This is a genomic window from Streptacidiphilus jiangxiensis (assembly GCF_900109465.1).
In the GTDB taxonomy this organism is placed as follows: Bacteria; Actinomycetota; Actinomycetes; order Streptomycetales; family Streptomycetaceae; genus Streptacidiphilus; species Streptacidiphilus jiangxiensis.
Window position 1 is genome coordinate 12,183 of the sequence record NZ_FOAZ01000027.1, and the last position, 17,088, is coordinate 29,270.

17 protein-coding genes, 2 tRNA genes and 2 riboswitches are annotated in these 17,088 nt (G+C 72.0%); of the genes, 8 read left to right on the plus strand and 11 right to left on the minus strand.

Going from position 1 to position 17,088, the window contains the following annotated elements:
- Nucleotides 1-3: 3 nt before the first annotated feature.
- Nucleotides 4-1,473, minus strand: coding sequence for a PRC and DUF2382 domain-containing protein (locus tag BMY61_RS44495; RefSeq protein ID WP_143094695.1), 1,470 nt, complete (start codon nucleotides 1,471-1,473; stop codon nucleotides 4-6).
- Nucleotides 1,474-1,678: 205 nt separating this feature from the next.
- Nucleotides 1,679-1,779: riboswitch (glycine riboswitch) on the plus strand.
- A 1-nt stretch (nucleotide 1,780) separates the two neighbouring features.
- Nucleotides 1,781-1,896: riboswitch (glycine riboswitch) on the plus strand.
- 53 nt (nucleotides 1,897-1,949) lie between these two features.
- Here BMY61_RS44495 and gcvP point away from each other — a divergent pair.
- Entirely contained in the window at nucleotides 1,950-4,835 is a 2,886-nt protein-coding gene (gcvP, locus tag BMY61_RS36395) for an aminomethyl-transferring glycine dehydrogenase (RefSeq protein WP_042455871.1), read from the plus strand.
- 148 nt (nucleotides 4,836-4,983) lie between these two features.
- Here gcvP and BMY61_RS36400 read toward each other — a convergent pair whose 3' ends face one another.
- Nucleotides 4,984-5,175 (minus strand): DUF5999 family protein, encoded by a 192-nt coding sequence (locus BMY61_RS36400; protein WP_042455874.1) that lies wholly within the window; start codon nucleotides 5,173-5,175, stop codon nucleotides 4,984-4,986.
- A 240-nt stretch (nucleotides 5,176-5,415) separates the two neighbouring features.
- Nucleotides 5,416-6,036, minus strand: a complete 621-nt coding sequence (locus BMY61_RS36405) for a hypothetical protein (RefSeq protein ID WP_042455876.1) — start codon at nucleotides 6,034-6,036, stop codon at nucleotides 5,416-5,418.
- A 388-nt stretch (nucleotides 6,037-6,424) separates the two neighbouring features.
- Here BMY61_RS36405 and BMY61_RS36410 point away from each other — a divergent pair, with 388 nt between their 5' ends.
- Together BMY61_RS36410 and BMY61_RS36415 are read left to right on the plus strand one after the other, a co-directional pair.
- A complete protein-coding gene (locus BMY61_RS36410) occupies nucleotides 6,425-7,927 on the plus strand; it encodes a glutamate-cysteine ligase family protein (protein ID WP_042455878.1) in 1,503 nt (500 codons plus the stop codon).
- Nucleotides 7,928-8,076: 149 nt separating this feature from the next.
- Nucleotides 8,077-8,871, plus strand: a complete 795-nt coding sequence (locus BMY61_RS36415) for a CPBP family intramembrane glutamic endopeptidase (protein WP_042455881.1) — start codon at nucleotides 8,077-8,079, stop codon at nucleotides 8,869-8,871.
- A gap of 30 nt (nucleotides 8,872-8,901) precedes the next feature.
- Here the strand turns inward: BMY61_RS36415 and BMY61_RS36420 are convergent, their stop codons facing one another.
- Entirely contained in the window at nucleotides 8,902-9,750 is an 849-nt protein-coding gene (locus tag BMY61_RS36420; RefSeq protein ID WP_042455883.1) for a PhzF family phenazine biosynthesis protein, read from the minus strand.
- A 245-nt stretch (nucleotides 9,751-9,995) separates the two neighbouring features.
- Here BMY61_RS36420 and BMY61_RS36425 point away from each other — a divergent pair, with 245 nt between their 5' ends.
- Both BMY61_RS36425 and BMY61_RS36430 read left to right on the plus strand, forming a co-directional pair.
- Nucleotides 9,996-10,928, plus strand: coding sequence for a hypothetical protein (locus BMY61_RS36425; protein ID WP_236656571.1), 933 nt, complete (start codon nucleotides 9,996-9,998; stop codon nucleotides 10,926-10,928).
- Nucleotides 10,929-10,968: 40 nt separating this feature from the next.
- Nucleotides 10,969-11,226, plus strand: coding sequence for a hypothetical protein (locus BMY61_RS36430; protein ID WP_143094696.1), 258 nt, complete (start codon nucleotides 10,969-10,971; stop codon nucleotides 11,224-11,226).
- A gap of 23 nt (nucleotides 11,227-11,249) precedes the next feature.
- On the opposite strand, the gene BMY61_RS36435 is transcribed toward BMY61_RS36430, so the two are convergent.
- The 4 genes from BMY61_RS36435 to BMY61_RS45565 all read right to left on the minus strand — a co-directional run bounded on the left by BMY61_RS36435 (nucleotide 11,250) and on the right by BMY61_RS45565 (nucleotide 12,381).
- Nucleotides 11,250-11,334 (minus strand) — tRNA-Ser (locus BMY61_RS36435).
- Between the two features lie 16 nt (nucleotides 11,335-11,350).
- A tRNA-Leu gene (locus BMY61_RS46735) sits at nucleotides 11,351-11,423 on the minus strand.
- A gap of 31 nt (nucleotides 11,424-11,454) precedes the next feature.
- Nucleotides 11,455-12,033, minus strand: a complete 579-nt coding sequence (locus tag BMY61_RS36440; RefSeq protein WP_174514561.1) for a hypothetical protein — start codon at nucleotides 12,031-12,033, stop codon at nucleotides 11,455-11,457.
- Nucleotides 12,034-12,150: 117 nt separating this feature from the next.
- Nucleotides 12,151-12,381, minus strand: coding sequence for a hypothetical protein (locus BMY61_RS45565; protein ID WP_143094697.1), 231 nt, complete (start codon nucleotides 12,379-12,381; stop codon nucleotides 12,151-12,153).
- A gap of 202 nt (nucleotides 12,382-12,583) precedes the next feature.
- Here BMY61_RS45565 and BMY61_RS36450 point away from each other — a divergent pair, with 202 nt between their 5' ends.
- Entirely contained in the window at nucleotides 12,584-13,237 is a 654-nt protein-coding gene (locus tag BMY61_RS36450; RefSeq protein ID WP_075004202.1) for a PadR family transcriptional regulator, read from the plus strand.
- Here the strand turns inward: BMY61_RS36450 and BMY61_RS36455 are convergent.
- Nucleotides 13,173-13,676: an HAD domain-containing protein gene (locus BMY61_RS36455; protein ID WP_177240404.1), complete on the minus strand. Its 504-nt coding sequence runs from the start codon at nucleotides 13,674-13,676 to the stop codon at nucleotides 13,173-13,175. The two genes, BMY61_RS36450 and BMY61_RS36455, sit on opposite strands and share 65 nt — an antisense overlap.
- 485 nt (nucleotides 13,677-14,161) lie before the next feature.
- Between BMY61_RS36455 and BMY61_RS46740 the strand changes: the two genes are divergently transcribed.
- Nucleotides 14,162-14,695 carry a Clp protease N-terminal domain-containing protein gene (locus BMY61_RS46740; RefSeq protein WP_052439244.1) on the plus strand — a complete coding sequence of 178 codons (534 nt, stop codon included), beginning with the start codon at nucleotides 14,162-14,164 and terminating at the stop codon, nucleotides 14,693-14,695.
- A 121-nt stretch (nucleotides 14,696-14,816) separates the two neighbouring features.
- On the opposite strand, the gene BMY61_RS36465 is transcribed toward BMY61_RS46740, so the two are convergent.
- Nucleotides 14,817-15,023 carry an antitoxin gene (locus BMY61_RS36465; protein ID WP_042455893.1) on the minus strand — a complete coding sequence of 69 codons (207 nt, stop codon included), beginning with the start codon at nucleotides 15,021-15,023 and terminating at the stop codon, nucleotides 14,817-14,819.
- A gap of 104 nt (nucleotides 15,024-15,127) precedes the next feature.
- Between BMY61_RS36465 and BMY61_RS36470 the strand changes: the two genes are divergently transcribed.
- Nucleotides 15,128-15,334 carry a hypothetical protein gene (locus tag BMY61_RS36470; protein WP_042456033.1) on the plus strand — a complete coding sequence of 69 codons (207 nt, stop codon included), beginning with the start codon at nucleotides 15,128-15,130 and terminating at the stop codon, nucleotides 15,332-15,334.
- A gap of 37 nt (nucleotides 15,335-15,371) precedes the next feature.
- Here BMY61_RS36470 and BMY61_RS36475 read toward each other — a convergent pair whose 3' ends face one another.
- On the minus strand, nucleotides 15,372-16,955 hold the full coding sequence (locus BMY61_RS36475; RefSeq protein ID WP_052439246.1) for an alkaline phosphatase family protein: 1,584 nt from the start codon (nucleotides 16,953-16,955) through the stop codon (nucleotides 15,372-15,374).
- Between the last annotated feature and the right edge of the window lie 133 nt (nucleotides 16,956-17,088).

The window sequence follows — 17,088 nt, forward strand, 5'->3', positions numbered from 1 at the left end:
GCACTACGCCCCCATCGCGTGGCCGGGGAGGTCCGGGTTGCGGTTGGGGCCCATCGGGGTGGCCGCGCGCAGCGGGGTGGCCGGGGGCTGAGTCGTGCCCGGCGCGCCGTACGCACCGTTGCTGGGCATGCCTGCAGTGCCCGGGGTGCCGGCGGTACCCGCGGTGACGGCGGCGGGGGTCGTCGGGGTGACCGGGGTGCCGCCGGGGCGGCTGCCGTCCTGGACCTGGATGTGCTCGCGGTGGAGCTGCTCGCGGACCACCTCCTCCTCGGTGACCCGCTCGGTCACCAGACGGATGCGCTCGACCGGGACCACGGTCTTCTTCACGACCAGGCGCTCCTCGTGGAGAGTCACCTCCTCGACGCTCTCCGCGATCTCGGCCTCGGTCAGCTGGGCCCGCTCCTCGGCGCTCACCGGCACGCGCTCGACGCGGATGCGCTCGCGGACGACCGGGACGCGACGCTCGACCTGCTCGCTGGTGACGTACTTGCGCAGCCGCGCGCGGCCGAGGACGTGCCACTCGGTGGAGATGTCCAGCCGCTCCTCGCGGCAGACGAACTCGACCGGGTCCGGCACCGGGTCCTTCGCGCTGCCCGAGGCCGCCGGGATGCCGAGCCCGGGCAGCGGGTCGGTGAGCGGGTCGGGGCGACGCTGCGTCCCCGCTGCGGCCGTGCCCGCCGCGGCGCCCGTGCCGGCGACGGTGCCCGGGAAGGGCGCGGCCGGCGGCGTGTGCACCGTCGGCGCACCGGAGGAGGTCGGGGCGGACGGAGTGGACATGGCGGCCGCGGCGCCCGCCGCGGCCACCGCCGGGCCCGCGACACCGGACAGCTGGCTGCCGGACTGCTGCACGGTCGGCTGCTGCACGGTCGGCTGCTGGACGGTGGGCTGGGCCGCGGCCGCGGCGTTCGGCGCGGTGCCGGTCATGAACGCGGAGGTGCGGCCCGCGCTGGCGAGCGGCTGGACGGTCGGCGTGGTCAGGGTCTGCTCCACCGGCTTCTCGTGCGTCTCCGTCTTGTCCCGCTGGTCGCCGCGGCCCACGGCACCGGAGCCGGACCCGGCGGCGGCGCCCGCCGCCAGCCCGGCCGCCGCCCCGGCGGTGCCCGCAGTCGGCCGCTCGCCGGCCTTCACGCCCGGCTCGGCCGCGTGCTGGCCCGTGCCGGTCGGCACCTCCAGGCCGTAGTAGCGGTAGAGCTGCAGCTCCTGCGCGGGGGAGAGGTGCTGTCCGACGCCGAAGTCGGGGGACTCCTTCACCAGCGACTTCTCGTAGGGCACGCGCAGCTCGTCGGAGACGAACTCGCTCGTCGTCAGCGGCACGAAGGCGTCGCGGCCGAACAGGCCCGTCCTCACCGCCGCCCACTCCGGCTGTCCGGTGGCGTCGTCGAGGTAGACCTCGTCCACCGTGCCGATCTTCTCGCCGTTCTTGTCGACGGCCTTGTGTCCGATCAGATCCCTCGGGTCGATCTCGGTCTGCACCTGTTCCACTCCTCCATCGGCCGCGCCGGTCTGTTCAGACGACGAACGTGTTCAACTCATACGAAAAGGCACAATGATCCCTTTGTCGAACGCATGCGACCGGATCGGTGTGTCGCTGCGCCGTACGGGTTGCCGAGAGTGGTCCGGGAGTGGCCCGGGCCACGGCGGACCGATCATCCGCGCTGGTACCCTGGCCATTGACCGTCGAGCACGTGCGGGAGAGTCCGGATGCCCCGAAGGGGTGACCGGCGCCGAAGGAGCAACTCCTCCCCGGAATCTCTCAGGCCGAAGTACCGCGCAGGCGAGGTCGACTCTGGAAAGCAGAACCGTGCCGGGCACCCCGGAACGGTTCTCACCGACGGTGAAAGTCGGCTCCCCCAAGGAGCCGGTGAAGCTCTCAGGTCCCATGACAGAGGGGGAGGTCGTCCGGGCGCTCCACAGCGTCCACCCGGTCCGACCAGGAGGCCAGACTCCCCATGACGTCGTCGCTTTCCGAGCTGGAGCAGTCCAGCCCGTTCGAGAACCGCCACATCGGCCCGGCCGCCGAGGCGCAGGCCAAGATGCTGGCGCAGGTGGGCTACGGCTCCCTGGACGAACTGACGGCCGCCGCCGTCCCGGACGCGATCCGCAGCCTGACCGCGCTGGACCTGCCCGCCGCCCGGTCCGAGGCCGAGGTCCTGGACGAGCTGCGCGAGCTGGCCGGTCGCAACCAGGTCCTGCGCTCCATGATCGGCCTGGGTTACTACGGCACCTTCACCCCGCCGGTGATCCTGCGCAACGTGCTGGAGAACCCGTCCTGGTACACGGCCTACACGCCGTACCAGCCGGAGATCTCCCAGGGCCGCCTCGAGGCCCTGCTGAACTTCCAGACGGTCGTCACCGAGCTGACCGGCCTGCCGACCGCCGGCGCCTCGCTCCTGGACGAGGGCACCGCCGCCGCCGAGGCCGTGGCGCTCGCCCGCCGCATGGGCAAGGTCAAGGGCGGTGTCTTCGTCATCGACGCCGACACCCTGCCGCAGACCACCGCCGTCATCGAGACCCGCACCGTCCCGACCGGCATCGAGACCGTCGTCGCCGACCTCAGCGAGGGCATCCCGGCCGAGATCGCCGAGCGCGGCGTCTTCGGCGTGCTGCTCCAGTACCCGGGCGCCTCCGGGGCCGTGCGCGACCTGACCCCCGTCATCGCTCAGGCCAAGGAGCTCGGCGCGGTCGTCACCGTCGCCGCCGACCTGCTGGCGCTGACGCTGCTGAAGTCCCCGGGCGAGCTCGGCGCGGACATCGCCGTCGGCACCACCCAGCGCTTCGGCGTCCCGATGGGCTTCGGCGGCCCGCACGCCGGCTACATGTCCGTGCGTGCCGAGTTCGCGCGCAGCCTGCCCGGCCGCCTGGTCGGCGTCTCCGTCGACGCCGACGGCAACCGCGCCTACCGCCTGGCCCTGCAGACCCGCGAGCAGCACATCCGCCGCGAGAAGGCCACCTCCAACATCTGCACCGCCCAGGTGCTGCTGGCCGTCATGGCCTCGATGTACGCCGTCTACCACGGCCCGGACGGCCTGGCGAAGATCGCCTCGCGCACCCACCGCTACGCCTCCGTGCTGGCCGAGGGCCTGCGCCGCGGCGGCGTCGAGGTCGTCACCGGTTCGTTCTTCGACACCGTCACCGCCCGCGTCGAGGGCCGCGCGGCCGAGGTCGTCGCGGCCGCTGCCGCCGTCGGCGTCAACCTGCGCCAGGACGGTGCCGACCTGGTCGGCATCGCCTGCGACGAGACCACCACCCGCGCCGACCTGGCCGCCGTCTGGGGCGCCTTCGACGTCAAGGCCGCGGAGCTGGACATCGACGCGCTGGACGCCGAGGCGGGCGCCTCCCTGCCGGACGCGCTGCTGCGCACCGACGAGTACCTGACGCACCCGACCTTCCACGCGCACCGCTCCGAGACCGCGATGCTGCGCTACCTGCGCTCGCTCGCCGACAAGGACTACGCGCTGGACCGCGGCATGATCCCGCTCGGCTCCTGCACCATGAAGCTGAACGCCACCACCGAGATGGAGGCGATCACCTGGCCGGAGTTTGCGAACGTGCACCCGTTCGCCCCGGTCGAGCAGGCCGCCGGCTACCTGCAGCTGATCAACGAGCTGGAGGACCGCCTCGCCGAGGTCACCGGCTACGACAAGGTATCCATCCAGCCCAACGCCGGCTCCCAGGGCGAGCTGGCCGGCCTGCTGGCCGTCCGCGCCTACCACCTGTCCAACGGCGACAGCGGCCGTGACGTCTGCCTGATCCCCTCCTCGGCGCACGGCACCAACGCCGCCTCGGCCGTGATGGCGGGCATGCGCGTCGTGGTCGTGAAGACCCTGGCCGACGGTGACGTGGACGTCGAGGACCTGCGCGCGAAGATCGAGCAGCACCGCGACTCGCTCGCCGTCCTGATGGTCACCTACCCGTCCACGCACGGCGTGTTCGAGGAGAACATCGGCGACATCTGCGCCGCGATCCACGAGGCGGGCGGCCAGGTCTACGTCGACGGCGCCAACCTCAACGCGCTGGTCGGCCTGGCCAAGCCGGGCAAGTTCGGCGCGGACGTCTCGCACCTGAACCTGCACAAGACCTTCTGCATCCCGCACGGCGGTGGCGGCCCGGGTGTCGGTCCGGTCGCGGTCCGCGCGCACCTCGCGCCGTTCCTGCCGAACCACCCGCTCCAGCCGACCGCCGGCCCGGAGACGGGTGTCGGCCCGATCTCGGCCGCGCCGTGGGGCTCGGCGGCGATCCTGCCGATCTCCTGGTCGTACGTCCGCCTGATGGGCGGCGAGGGCCTCAAGCGCGCCACGCAGGTGGCCGTGCTGAACGCGAACTACATCGCCAAGCGCCTGGCCCCGTACTTCCCGGTGCTCTTCACCGGCCCCGGTGGTCTCGTCGCGCACGAGTGCATCATCGACCTGCGGCCGCTGGCCAAGTCGGCGGGCGTCTCCGTCGACGACGTGGCCAAGCGCCTGATCGACTACGGCTTCCACGCCCCGACGATGTCGTTCCCGGTGGCCGGCACGCTGATGATCGAGCCCACCGAGAGCGAAGATCTGACCGAAATTGACCGCTTCTGCTCGGCGATGATCGCTATCCGTGCGGAAATTGACAAGGTCGGCTCCGGCGAGTGGCCGGCGGAGGACAACCCGCTGCACAACGCCCCGCACACCGCGGCCGCGCTGGCGGGCGAGTGGGACCACGCCTACACCCGCGCCGAGGCCGTCTTCCCGGCGGGCGTGAACCCGACGACGAAGTACTGGCCCCCGGTCCGCCGCATCGACGGCGCGTACGGCGACCGCAACCTCGTCTGCAGCTGCCCGCCCATGGACGAGTACGAGGGCTGAGGCGCTTAGCGCCTTCAGGGGCGCGAGGAACTGCGCGAGCAACCACCCTGTGCGGATGGTCCCGAACTTTGGGGACCATCCGCACGTCGGTGGCCTGTCGCGCAGTTCCTCGCGCCCCTTGGTGTGGCAACGGGCCCTGGCTGCAGAACTACGCAGCCCCTGCCATGGCGCGCCTCGGGGCGACCGCGCGGCCGTCGGGGAGGATCTCGCCGGTGTCCTCGAAGACGAGGACGCCGTTGCACAGGAGGTTCCACCCCTGCTCCGGGTGGCTGGCGACGATCACGGCCGCCTCGCGGTCCGGCGAGTCGGCGGACGGGCACTCAGGACGGTGCTGGCACATAGCTCGTACCCTCGTTTCGAAAAACCGGCCGCGGATCTGCGGATGCGGAGGTGTGAAGTGCCTTCTCGCCGGGTAGGACGTTGGGCTTGGTCCGCTGGTTCTCAGTCTCCGGCTCCTGAGGCCGAAGCGCAGCCATTTGGTGACATGCGTCACGCAAGATCTGGCCCGAGCAGCAGAAACCACCCGTTGTGACCATGTGCCTAGTGGTCACAACGGGTGGTGTCAGGGGGTGCTCCCGGGTCAGGCCGTACTGGTGAGCAGGGCTCCGCTGGTCAGCGCCAGGAGGGCCAGCAGTTCCTCCGCGTGGTGGGGGATGTGCGGGGTGACCCCGAGCGGCGCCGGGACCAGGGGGATCAGCAGGTCCGGCGTGGGCGCGGCCGTGAGCACGGGGTGCAGCCAGAGCGCGGTCATGTAGTGGGCCGGCACGGTCAGCAGCCGCGGCAGGTACGTGGTCGGCGTCCCCGCCGTGTGCAGGCGGGCCTGCTGCAGCGCGCGCAGCGTCGCCGCCGGGTAGGGGCCCTCGGCGAAGTGCGAGAAGACGTGCGCCTCGCCGGGTGCCAGCCCGGCCGGCTCGGAGTCGAGTTCCAGCGTGTCCGCCGCGGCGACCACCTCCTCCCCGTCCTTGACCAGGAAGCGCCAGCCGGTGCGGCGCGCGCAGGCGAGCTGCGCCGCGCCGTCCCCGGGTGACAGCGCTGGATCGAGGAGGTGGACGGGCAGGGGATGAGCGGGGGTGAGCGGCCCGATGCAGCGTCGCATCGCCGAGGAGCGGACGGGCAGGGCGCCGGGTGCGTCCGGATCGCCCAGGGCGTCGAGAACGGCACGCAGGGCGGCGGCGGGCGGCTGGGGCAGCTGCAAGGACATGTCGGTTCGCCTCTCGTGGCAGCAGAGACAGGCGGGGCTGGAATGAGCTGAGCTGAGCTGATGAAAAGCGCGTGAAGCTGCGCAGGGCGCAGGCCGATGGCCCGCGCGGTGCGGGTCGACATCAGATCGTGGTGCAGGGCAGGCCCAAGGGGCCGGGCGCTCCCGGCGGCGTCGGGCCATGCGTACCTGTAACTGACGAGTCTATACGAACGGGTGCACGGCGTGACTCTTCTACTACTGTCCGTGCATGGCCGCAAGGGAGATTTCGGGCAGTTCGTATACCCGGGGCCTTTTTGGCACATGCCCTCTCGCGCCCGCGGGCGGAGTGTCGATCACCCCTTCGGGGCATGCTCCCCCATACCGCCGATCGAGGGAGGGGCCGCCGCCCATGGGGGAGAAGGTCGTCGCCGGCAGCGCGGACCTGGCTGACCGTCAGCTCTACCGACACAAGCTGCGTCAGTGCGTGGACGCGTTGGAGAGACTCCTCGCCGAGGAGCGGTTCGACCGGGCCAGGGCCATGATGGGCCTGGAGATCGAGATCAACCTCGCCGACGACGCGGGGCTCCCCGCCATGCGCAACGAGGCCGTGCTCGAGCAGATCGCCAGCGGGGACTTCCAGACCGAGCTGGGGCAGTTCAACATCGAGGTCAACATCGCCCCGCACCGGCTGGGCGGGCGTGTCTTCGAGGAACTGCGCGAGGAGCTCGCCGTCGGCCTGGCCTACGCGGACCGCCGCGCCCAGCGCGCCGGCGCGCGCATCGTCACCGTCGGCATCCTGCCGACGCTGACCGTGGACCACGCCGTCCTCGACAACATCTCCGCAGGTGACCGCTACCGCCTGCTCAACGACCGGATCCTCGCCGCCCGCGGGGAGGACATCACCCTCGACATCGAGGGCGTCGAGCGGCTCCGGGTGGACGCCGTGTCCATCGTCGCCGAGGCCGCCTGCACCTCGCTGCAACTGCACCTCCAGGTGACCCCGCGCCGCTTCGCCGGGGTGTGGAACGCGGCGCAGGCGCTGACCGGCGCGCAGCTCGCGCTCGGCGCGAACGCGCCGTTCCTGTTCGGGCGCGAGCTGTGGCGGGAGACCCGCCCGGTCCTGTTCGAGCAGGCCTGCGACACCCGTCCGGCGGAGCTCAAGGCCCAGGGCGTGCGGCCGATCACCTGGTTCGGGGAACGCTGGGTCGACTCCGTCACCGACCTGTTCGAGGAGAACCTGCGCTACTTCCCCTCGCTGCTGCCCATCTGCGACGAGGAGGACCCGCTCAAGACCCTCGCCGCCGGCGGCGTCCCCGCGCTGCGCGAGCTGCGTCTGCACAACGGCACCATCTACCGCTGGAACCGTCCTGTCTACGACATCGCCGACGGCGTGCCGCACCTGCGCGTCGAGAACCGGGCGCTGCCGGCCGGGCCGACCGTCGTCGACACGCTGGCCAACGCGGCCTTCTACTACGGCCTGGTGCGCACCCTGGCCGACCAGCCGCGTCCGGTCTGGCAGCGGATGCCCTTCGAGCTGGCCACGGAGAACTTCCACACCGCCGCCCGCCTCGGCCTCGACGCCGAGCTGTGGTGGCCGCGCCCCGGCGGACGCCGGGGCGGCGGGGTGGCCCGCGTGCCCGCCCGCGAACTGGTGCAGCGCGAACTGCTGCCGATGGCTCATCAGGGTCTTGACGCGTGGGGGGTCGACCCGGTCGACCGGGACCGGTACCTGGGGATCATCGAGGGACGCTGCCGCACCGGGATCAACGGCGCGGCCTGGCAGAGCGCGGTCTTCCACGACGGCATGGACCGCCTGGGCCTGGACCGCGGCCCCGCGCTGGCGGCGATGACCCGCCGCTACATGGAGCTCTCCCGCGCGGGCGAACCGGTCCACACCTGGCCGCTGCGCTGACGCGCCCCCGGCCGGGGCTCTCCCGAGGGAGCTGCCGCGTCGGGCAGGACGGTGGGCACAGGGCGCTGTGCGATGATCGGGCGAACCCGCCCGATCATCGTCGGCCCCGCCGCGCCTGATCGTCCCGCCGTCGCCGTCGGAGTAACCCTGTGAGCAGCACCGACACGCTCCCCGCGCTCCCGCAACCGATCCGGCTGACCCGCCGCCTGCTGGGGCAGGAACTGCTGATCGTGCTGGGCCTCTCGCTCGGCGCCAGCGGAGTCTCCGCGCTGATCAGCTTCGTCGGCTCGCTGACGGCGGAGAAGTCGCTCAAGTCGCAGACGGCCACCCTGAACGGCTCGATCACACCCGGCCGCCCCTGGCTCGACCTCACCTGGCACCTCTTCGACATCGCCTCGGCCCTGGTGCCCGTCCTGCTGGTCGCCTACCTGCTGTTCCGCGAGGGATCGTCCCTGCGGGCCCTCGGCTTCGACCTCACCCGCCGCTGGAGCGACCTCGGCAAGGGCGTGGTCGTGGCCGCCGCGATCGGCGGGTCCGGCCTCGCCCTCTACCTCGGCGCGCGCGCCTCCGGCGCGAACCTCACCGTGGTGCCGAGCGGTCTGCCCGACGTCTGGTGGCGCATCCCGGTGCTGATCCTCTCCGCCGCGCAGAACGCGGTGGTGGAGGAGGTCATCGTGGTCGGCTACATGCTGCGCCGCCTCGGCCAGCTGGGGTGGTCCTGGCCCGCCATGGTCGCGGCGAGCGCGCTGCTGCGCGGGTCCTACCACCTCTACCAGGGCGTCGGCGGCTTCGTCGGCAACGTGGTGATGGGTGTGATCTTCTGCTACCTCTACCGCCGTTGGGGCCGGGTCATGCCGCTGGCGATCGCGCACACGCTGATCGACACGGTCGCCTTCGTCGGCTTCGTGCTCCTGGCCGGGCACGTCAGCTGGCTGCCGACCTGATCCCGGCCCCCCGCGGACGGGCTCGGCGTGCTACGGCCGGGCGGCCTCGGCGAGCGTCCCGTCCAGCATGGTGACCGCGCGACCCTTGAGCAGCGCCCGGTCGCCCTCCAGGTGGAGTCGGACGGTCCCACCGCGCCGCGAGACCTGACGGCCGACGAGCGTGTCCCGGTTCAGGTGCGCGACCCACAGCGGCAGCAGCGCGGTGTGCGCGCTCCCGGTGACCGGGTCCTCCCCGACGTCCACGCCGGTACCGAACCAGCGGGAGACGAAGTCGTAGCCGCTCGTCTCCGGGTCGTCGGCGCGGGCGGTGACGATCACCCCGCGCGGGATGCCCGCGTCCACGAGCGCGGCGAGCCGCGTGTGGTCGGGCCGCAGCGCCCGGACGGAGGCCTCGTCGACGAACTCCAGCATCAGGTCACCCAGCGCCCCGGTCTCCCACACCGCGATCCACGCGTCCGTGCCGAGCGCCTCCGCCAGCGCGGCCGGCGCGGAGCCCGGCTTCGGCGGGTTGAGCGGGAAGTCGAGCGTGATGCCGCCGTCCTCCGCGACCTTCGCCCGCAGCGGCCCGCTGTTCGACTCGAACACCACCTCGCCCCCGGGCGCGACCAGCCCGTCGGACGCCAGCGCGTGGGTGGCGGCCAGCGTCGCGTGGCCGCACAGGTCCACCTCGACGGCGGGCGTGAACCACCTGATCGCCCACCGACCCTCGTCCGACGACCCGAGCGGTCGCAGGAACGCCGTCTCCGACAGGTTCATCTCCGCCCCCACCCGGGCCATCCAGCCCTCGTCGGGCCAGGCCCCCTCGGGCAGCAGGCACACGGCCGCCGGATTTCCTGCGAAGGGCTCGTCGGTGAACGCGTCGATGATCCTCATCCTCATGTCGCGAGCGTAGCGCCGCGCGTCCGGCCGCCACGAAAACCCGTTGGCGCGCCCATGGCGCTGAGCCGCATAATCGCCTGCTGTCCGTGACCCACGGACCCACGGAATCACGGAATCACGGCCCACGGACTCACCGACCCAGGGCAAGGGGGCACCGCATCACCGATGTCTTCGCCTGCGCGCGCTGCGCGGCCGTACTGACCGCACCCGTCACTCGGGTCGCCCTGCCCGACCACGCCGTCGCGATGTGCCAGCACGACTTCCTCGCCCCGCTGTTGGAAGCCGGGACGTACGCCGTCGACGAGCAGCCGTCCGGGCCGCCGCGACGGCCCTCCTTCGGGGAGCCTGGCGCAGTCGTACTCGCGCCCGGCGACGCTCGCGGCCTGGTGCTCATCCCCGACCGCCTGGACGGCTACTGCCTCGGCCTCACCGGCTGCGGCGGCCCCAACCTCGCCTGCGCGGGCTGCGGTCAGCCGGTCGCCATCCGGGTCGACGACTGCTCCTACTGGCAGACGACCAGCCTGCTCCCGTCGGCGGTGCACCGCATGCCCGTTCCGGGCCCGGTGCGTGCGCCCGTCCCTTGGGAGGTCCTGGGGGACGCCTACGAGGCCTGGCCCCCGGTGGAACCGATCGGCTGGTGGGATGCGCGCTGGCGGGCCGCGATCGGCGCTGCGCTGGCGCACCTGCTGGTGGCCTCCGAGGGCGCGGCCGTCGCTCTGCCGCCGGGCCTGCTCACGACGGTGCTCGGCCCGGCGCTTGCCGGGCTGCTGCCACCCGGCCCACCGACGAAGACCCTGACCCTGTCGCTGGCCGGCCCGGGCCTGTCGTCTCCGGGACGGGCACCCGACCTCGCCCTGGTCCCACGTCACCCGCAGACCGGCGAGGTCTGGGCCCCACCGTCCCGGCCGGGCGAACCGGCCGGCACGCCGGTGCCGTTGGCGGCGGAGGTCTGGCTCCACCTGGCCTGCGGCCGCGACCCGTCACGCCTTCCGGTGACCGGCGGGCTCCCGCCGGGCGTCGAGCGCGACGACCCCCTCCCGCGCCACCCCGCGTGGGTCTTTCACCCGGACTGGACGGTCTTCCACCACACCCTGACCCGCCTTCCGAAGGCCCGCACCCCATGGCTGCTCGCCCTCGCCGAACGCATGGCGGAACGGCCGTTCCTGCGACCGTTCTGAGCGGATCCCCACCCGAAACGATCGGGTACGCTCTCGCCCCATGCGATGTGCGGTGTGCGGATCCGAACGGCTGAGCGCCCTCGGCGAGCTGACCTCGGGCAATCGGATAGGCGATCAGCGTTTCCTGCGGCTGGCCTTCCCGAGGACGGGCATCTTCCGTCCCCGCCCGTCCTACGACGCCTGCTTCGCGCGCGCCTGCCTCGACTGCGGCGCGCTGATCCCTTTCCTCGGCGCGTCCGCCCGACAGCAGCTCAACGCCGAGGCCGACTCCCTGTCCGACGTCGACAGCTCGTACTGACCACCCCTCACGGAGCGGTTCTGCGGAGAGAGCGCGGATCGAACGCGCGCAGGGTCGCCCCTGACGACGGCTTAGCAAGCCGCTGCCTTACCACTCGGCCACCTCTCCATGGCGGGCTCGTGCGTAGCGTCGGTGCGATTCGAACGCACACTGGACCGGTCCTGAACCGGTTCCCTCTGCCGTTGGGGTACGACGCCGTGCCACGGAGCGGATCGCCCGTCTGACGTGCTACCGGGCTGCTCCTCCGTGCTGACTCGAGGTTAGGCGGCGGTCAGGGTGGGGTCGAACGGTTTTCGTGCCGGAGCCCGACCTAGGCAGAGGGCGAGTCGGCAAGTCCTCGCGGGCACGCCAGAAGTCCGCGTCGCGTGGGTCGGCCAGCCACCCCGCCATGCGATCGGCGCAGGCTTCGAAGGCCTCGGGCAGCGAGATCTCGTCACCGACGACGGAGTTGAGGACCTCGACGTCGTGGGTGCCGTGGTCGGTCTCGCACCAGCAACCCACGTTGACCGAGGCGGTCACGTCGTGCTGACCCTGGGCCGTCCAGCCCACCTGAAGCTGGAACTCCAACCAGTCGCTTCCGCGCGCCGGCTGAACCACGCACAGAAGGAGGATCACGTGTGTCCGGGACTGCGGGCCCGTGAAGACCGCATGCTCCGCTTTCCACTCCCACTTCGGTGCGACGGCCCCGGGCCGGGCCAGGCCGACGCTGAGCGCCGCGCGCCGCAGGGATCCACAGTCGGCGGCAGACAGCTCGGGGAACAGCGTGCTCAGCGGTACATCGTCGAAGGTGTCTCGGCTCATGGACATGGGCTGATCGTCCGACTTCTCGTGCGCGGACGACAAGGGCCCTCTGTCGTCAGCGCTGCTACGGGCGGATCACGATGCTGCTGACGGTGCCGTTACCCCACACCGTGGTCTGCAGCATCATCCGGCCGTCCAGGGACACCACCGTGAACTCCGGAACATGCGATGCCAGCCCGCGTTGACCTTGTCCGCGAAGTCCGGGTCGTCCACGTCGGCGACCTCGTCCGGTTCGGAGCCGAAGCGCCCCCCCTCCGGCAGCGGGGGCAGGCGAACAGCGTGCCGGACCCGTTCGACGAGCCGGAGCCCGGCTGGCGCGAGCAAGACGCCCATCTCGGTGTCAGTCAGAGCCACGTCGACACAGTACGTGCAGGTCGCACCGTGAACGAGCAGCCCGATCAGGAGCGATGAACCGATGCCTTCGGGCGATGTCGACCGCCGGGGTTGTCGGCAGGGGTTGTCGAACGACAGTTACCGATATATCGTTGATGCATCGAGACAGTCGATGGACTGTCGTCGATATGACCTATTCATGTCTCGACAGAGGAGTTCGATCATGCGAACCCGACACCAATTCGATCCGAGGAACAGCAATGGAAGGGGCCCTGGTCGGCCCGCGTTCGGGGAGTTCGGGCCGCCCGGGTTCGGGGGGCCGGGGCCGTTCGGGCCCGGGCCGTTCGGACCGTGGGGGCACAAGGGCCGTGGCGGACGGGGGCGTCCCGGGGGCCGGGCGCGGCGTGGGGACGTGCGTGCCTCGCTGCTCGCGCTGCTCAAGGAGCGCCCGATGCACGGCTACGAGATGATCCGCGAGATCGCGGAGCGCTCGGGCGGCAGCTGGCGGCCCAGCCCCGGCTCGGTCTACCCGACCCTGCAGATGCTCGACGAGGAAGGCCTGATCACGAGCGCGGAGGACGGCGGCAAGAAGCTGTTCTCGCTCACCGAGGCCGGCCGCGCCGAGGCCGAGCAGGGGCCGGACGCCCCATGGGAGGAGGCCGAGCAGGGCGAGCACTGGGAGGTCGTCCGGGAGTTCGGCCGGGCCGGCGGTGCCGTCAAGGACGCGCTGCGGCAGGTCGTGATGACCGGTACGCCGGAGCAGCGGGCCAAGGCGCTCGCGGTCCTCGCGGACACGCGCAAGCGGCTCTACCTCATCCTGGCCGACGCGGACTCGGAGCCGGCTCCGACGGACGCGAGCCCGGAGGACCGGGGCTGAGGTGCGCGGCCCGTGGTGGCCGTGACAGCAGCCGGTCCACGTGGCGACGCCGCAGGCCCTGCCCCGGCTCGACCGGCAGCAACAGCACATCGCTGCGATCCGCGTAGCGGCGCAGCAGACGCGGCGGGATCAGGTCGTCCAACCAGGCGAACGGCCGTCCCGCCGCGTGGCGCACGATCGGTGCGAAATCCCCGTCCCGTGCCCCGGAGTTGAAGCCCCCGCAGGCGACCCAGGGCAGCGGCGGCAGGCCGAGCAGCGGCGCGATGCACTGGTTGGCCCACGCCTCCCAGGTGCTCGCCCACGCGAGCTCGTAGACCTCGGCCAGCTCCCGGAGCCACTCCCCGTGCGTCGCGCTCAGCAGCACCTCGCTGCGCAGCAGCAGATGCCGGGTGTAGCCGCTCCCGGGGTGTGGGCAGACGGGGTTGAGCACGCCGTCCACATCGAGATAGAGCAGCGGCTTCGTGGGCGTCGGGGCGACGGTGGTCAGGTGGGGGCTCCTGGGCCGGACGGAGTGCGGACGGACTGCGGACGGGCGGACCCGGTACGCGGAACGAGTGAGGTCCGTGTTGTGTTCGACGGTCGGGGGACAGGGGTGGTTGCAGCCGAATGGGGGTGCCGGCGCGGAGCGTGCGCCTGCGGACACCCCCGCGCGCCCGTGGCACACGCCGCACGCGCCCCGGGCATCCGTGCAGGTCAGTCGCGCGGGGGCGGTCATGGGCGGCGCACTGGCCACCGAGGACCATGGGAAGATCGTATCTGTGGGTTGACGAATGGTCACCCTGCGCAGCAGACTTCCCGGGCGGCCCTCGTGTGCTCGGAGCCGACCGCGCTGACTCACTGCAGCAACGGCCCGCGGCCCGCGGCGCCGTTCGAGGCCCTTCGGGCCTGTGTCGCCCCCTCGCTCGACCTCACGGTGGAGACCTCTTGCCTCCTGAGCCCCTCCGGATTGCCGCGGCAGCCGCGAACGCCGCTGCCGCGCGCCGGGACGAACCCGTCACCGTCGGGACGCTCGCGGTCGTCGCCGCCCGCGCCCGTCGGCGCGCGCTGCGTGCGGGTGATCCGGAGGTCGACACCGGTCACCTGCTGCACGCCCTGCTGGAGACCGACGACTCCGCGCTGGGGGTCGCGGCGCCGCTGCCGGTTCAGGCCACGCGGCTCATGGGGTACCTGGTGCAGCGCAGCATCGGCTTCGGCCGGCTGTGGCGCTTCGGCGAGGGCGTCGCGGACCGCGAGCAGGAACGCTCGGCGGGGCTGGCCTGGAGCGCGACCGCGGCCGGCGCGCTGGCGCGCGCCGCGCGGAGCGGGGGTGGAGACGGCACGGTCCTGGACCTGCTGCGCGAGCTGGCCACGGTCCCGGACTCCCGCGCCGCCGAGATTCTCCGCGGCGCGGCGATCGACCCGGCGGCGGTGGTCCAACGCTGCGCGACCGCGCAGGGCGCGGATCGCGCTGCCTGGTAGTTGCATTCAGGGGCGCGAGGAACTGCACGAGAAGCCACCTGCGTGCGGAGGGTCCTGAACGTCGAGGACCACCCGCAGGTGAGTGGCTTGTCGTGCAGTTCCTCGCGCCCCTGTGGGGCGCTTACGCCGACTGGCCGCCGTCGACGGGCGGGGGTGCCTGGTCGTCGACGCCGAGCTGCTTCTTCGCCTGGTCCTGGGCCATGTCGACCTGGCTCGCGTACTTGCCGCCGGTCTTGTCGTCGATCATGTCTCCGGCCTTGTCCACGGCCTGCGACGCCTGACTCTCGTGGCCCTTGAGCATGCCTTTGACCTTGTCGAGAACGCTCATGGTGGAAGCACTCCTCCCGGATGACGGTCTTCCCACCTTGCGCCGCCGTGCCGTGCCCCGCCACTCGGGTGGCGGGGCACACGGGCCGGACGCACGCTGGGCGCATGAGCGAAACCGAGCCTCCAGTGCAGGTCGGACCGTATGCGGACGACCATCAGTACCGGCTGATCTCCTTCTGTGGAGCGCACCACGTGCCGATGTCCCGGAGCCAGTTCGAGGAGCGGATGGCGGAGGACTACCCGGGCGAGGACCCGTACGACAGTGAGCTGGTCGCCTGGACCGACCACCCCGGGGAGTGGCCGGGCGAGTAGGCGACCGGTGGAGAGACAAAGAGATAAGGAGAGAGGGTCAGTTGAAGACGTCGTTCATGGGCACGGCGTAGGTGTCGTTGGCGGTCATCGGTGTGAGGCCCAGCGCCTGCTCGACGGTGCGGGCGGTGCTGTAGTGGTCGTAGCGGGTGGAGATCCGGGTGCCCGCCTTGACCGTGCCGGGGGAGCCGAGGACGAAGGTGGCGACCTGGTTGGTCTGGCCGGGGCCGAAGCCGCCGGGCAGGTTGTTGCCGTCCTCGTCCCAGGTGATCACCAGCAGCGAGCGCTGCGTGGTCCAGGCGGGGGAGTTGAAGAGCGTCGGCAGCGTGTTCCTGAGCCAGGTGTCGCCGGCGGAGACGCCGCAGGACTCCATGTCGTTGCAGTCGTCGGCGGCGAGCCAGGCGAAGTTCGGGGTGGTGGCCGTGGACGCGAGATCGGTCGACAACTGCGTGAGCGGCTGCCAGTGGGCCTGGCAGTAGGTGGCGTTGTTCTTCACGTCGGAGAAGTAGCCGAAGGGCGCGTCGTCCGGGTAGTAGGAGCCGTGCGTGGTCTGGTCGCAGTTGCCGTTGGCGCCGTCGGTGTACTGCTTCCACGTCTTGCCGGCCTGGTCCACCCGGTCGCCCAGGCTGGGGGTGCTGTAGGTGCAGGTGGCGATGCAGTTGCTGGTGCCGCTGTTGCCCGCGCTCTGGCCGAAGGTGCTGCCGCCCGCCAGGGCGAGGTAGTTCGGGTCGGAGTTGTGCACGACCGCGTGGTAGCCGGTCAGCAGAGCCGCGTTCGCCGTCAGGCCGTTGAGGTAGGGCGCGGCGGAGTTGCCGATGATGCCCGCGCCGCCGTCGACGGTGTTGCTGGTGGCGGAGTAGTTCTCGTTCTCCATGTAGACGACGAAGACGTGGTCGAAGCCGGGCACGGTCGAGGCCGGGGCGGCCAGGACCGGGGCCGGGACGGTCGGGCTGACGGTCAGTGAGAGGCCCTGCGCGTAGCCGTCCGTGGTGCCGCCGGTGGTCCAGGTGAACTGGAGGTCCAGGCGGACCGTGCGGGTGCCGGCCGGGAGGGTGCCGGTCGCGGTGCGCTGCAGGAACTCGGTGCGGCTCTTGCGGTCGGTGGCGGTGACCGGGCCGATCTGCGTGGTGCCGAGGGAGGTGCCCGTCGCCGACCGGAAGGTGGCGACCAGGGCGGCGGTGTCGTTCTGCTTGCCGAAGCCGCCGAGCCAGCCCGACAGGTTGTACGTCGCGGTGCCCGCGTCGATCGTGGTGGCCGCGGCGGAGACGTCGGCGGTCTGGGTCAGGGTGCCGTTGCCGCGGGTACCGCCGGTGAAGTAGCCGTTGCCGGCCTGCGCCCCGGGGGTGGAGGCGCCGGGGAAGCCGCCGTTGTTGGTGTAGCAGACCACGTTCGGGTCACCGGCGGTGATGGTCCAGCCGGGGTCGGAGGTCTCGTCGTAGCCCGAGCCGGAGCACGCGGCGTTCTGGCCGCTGCCGTCGAGGATCAGGTTGGGGCTGCTGGTCGCGGCGTGGGCCGCGGGCGCGGTGCCGGCGAGGCCGAGCAGTGCGCCGAGCAGGGCGAGCACGAGCGCGGTCGCGCCGTGGCGCCGACGCTGGCGGGACCGGGCTGACAGCGTGGTGGGCATGGCGTCCTCTCCGTCGAGGGAAGCGGGCGCCCGCAGTGTGACGCGTTCCGGTCAGCGAGGAGAAGGGGTCGGAGGGGAACGGTGGGCGAACTACGCGCGGGCACGCCGTTCGACCGCTAGCGTGTCGATGCTC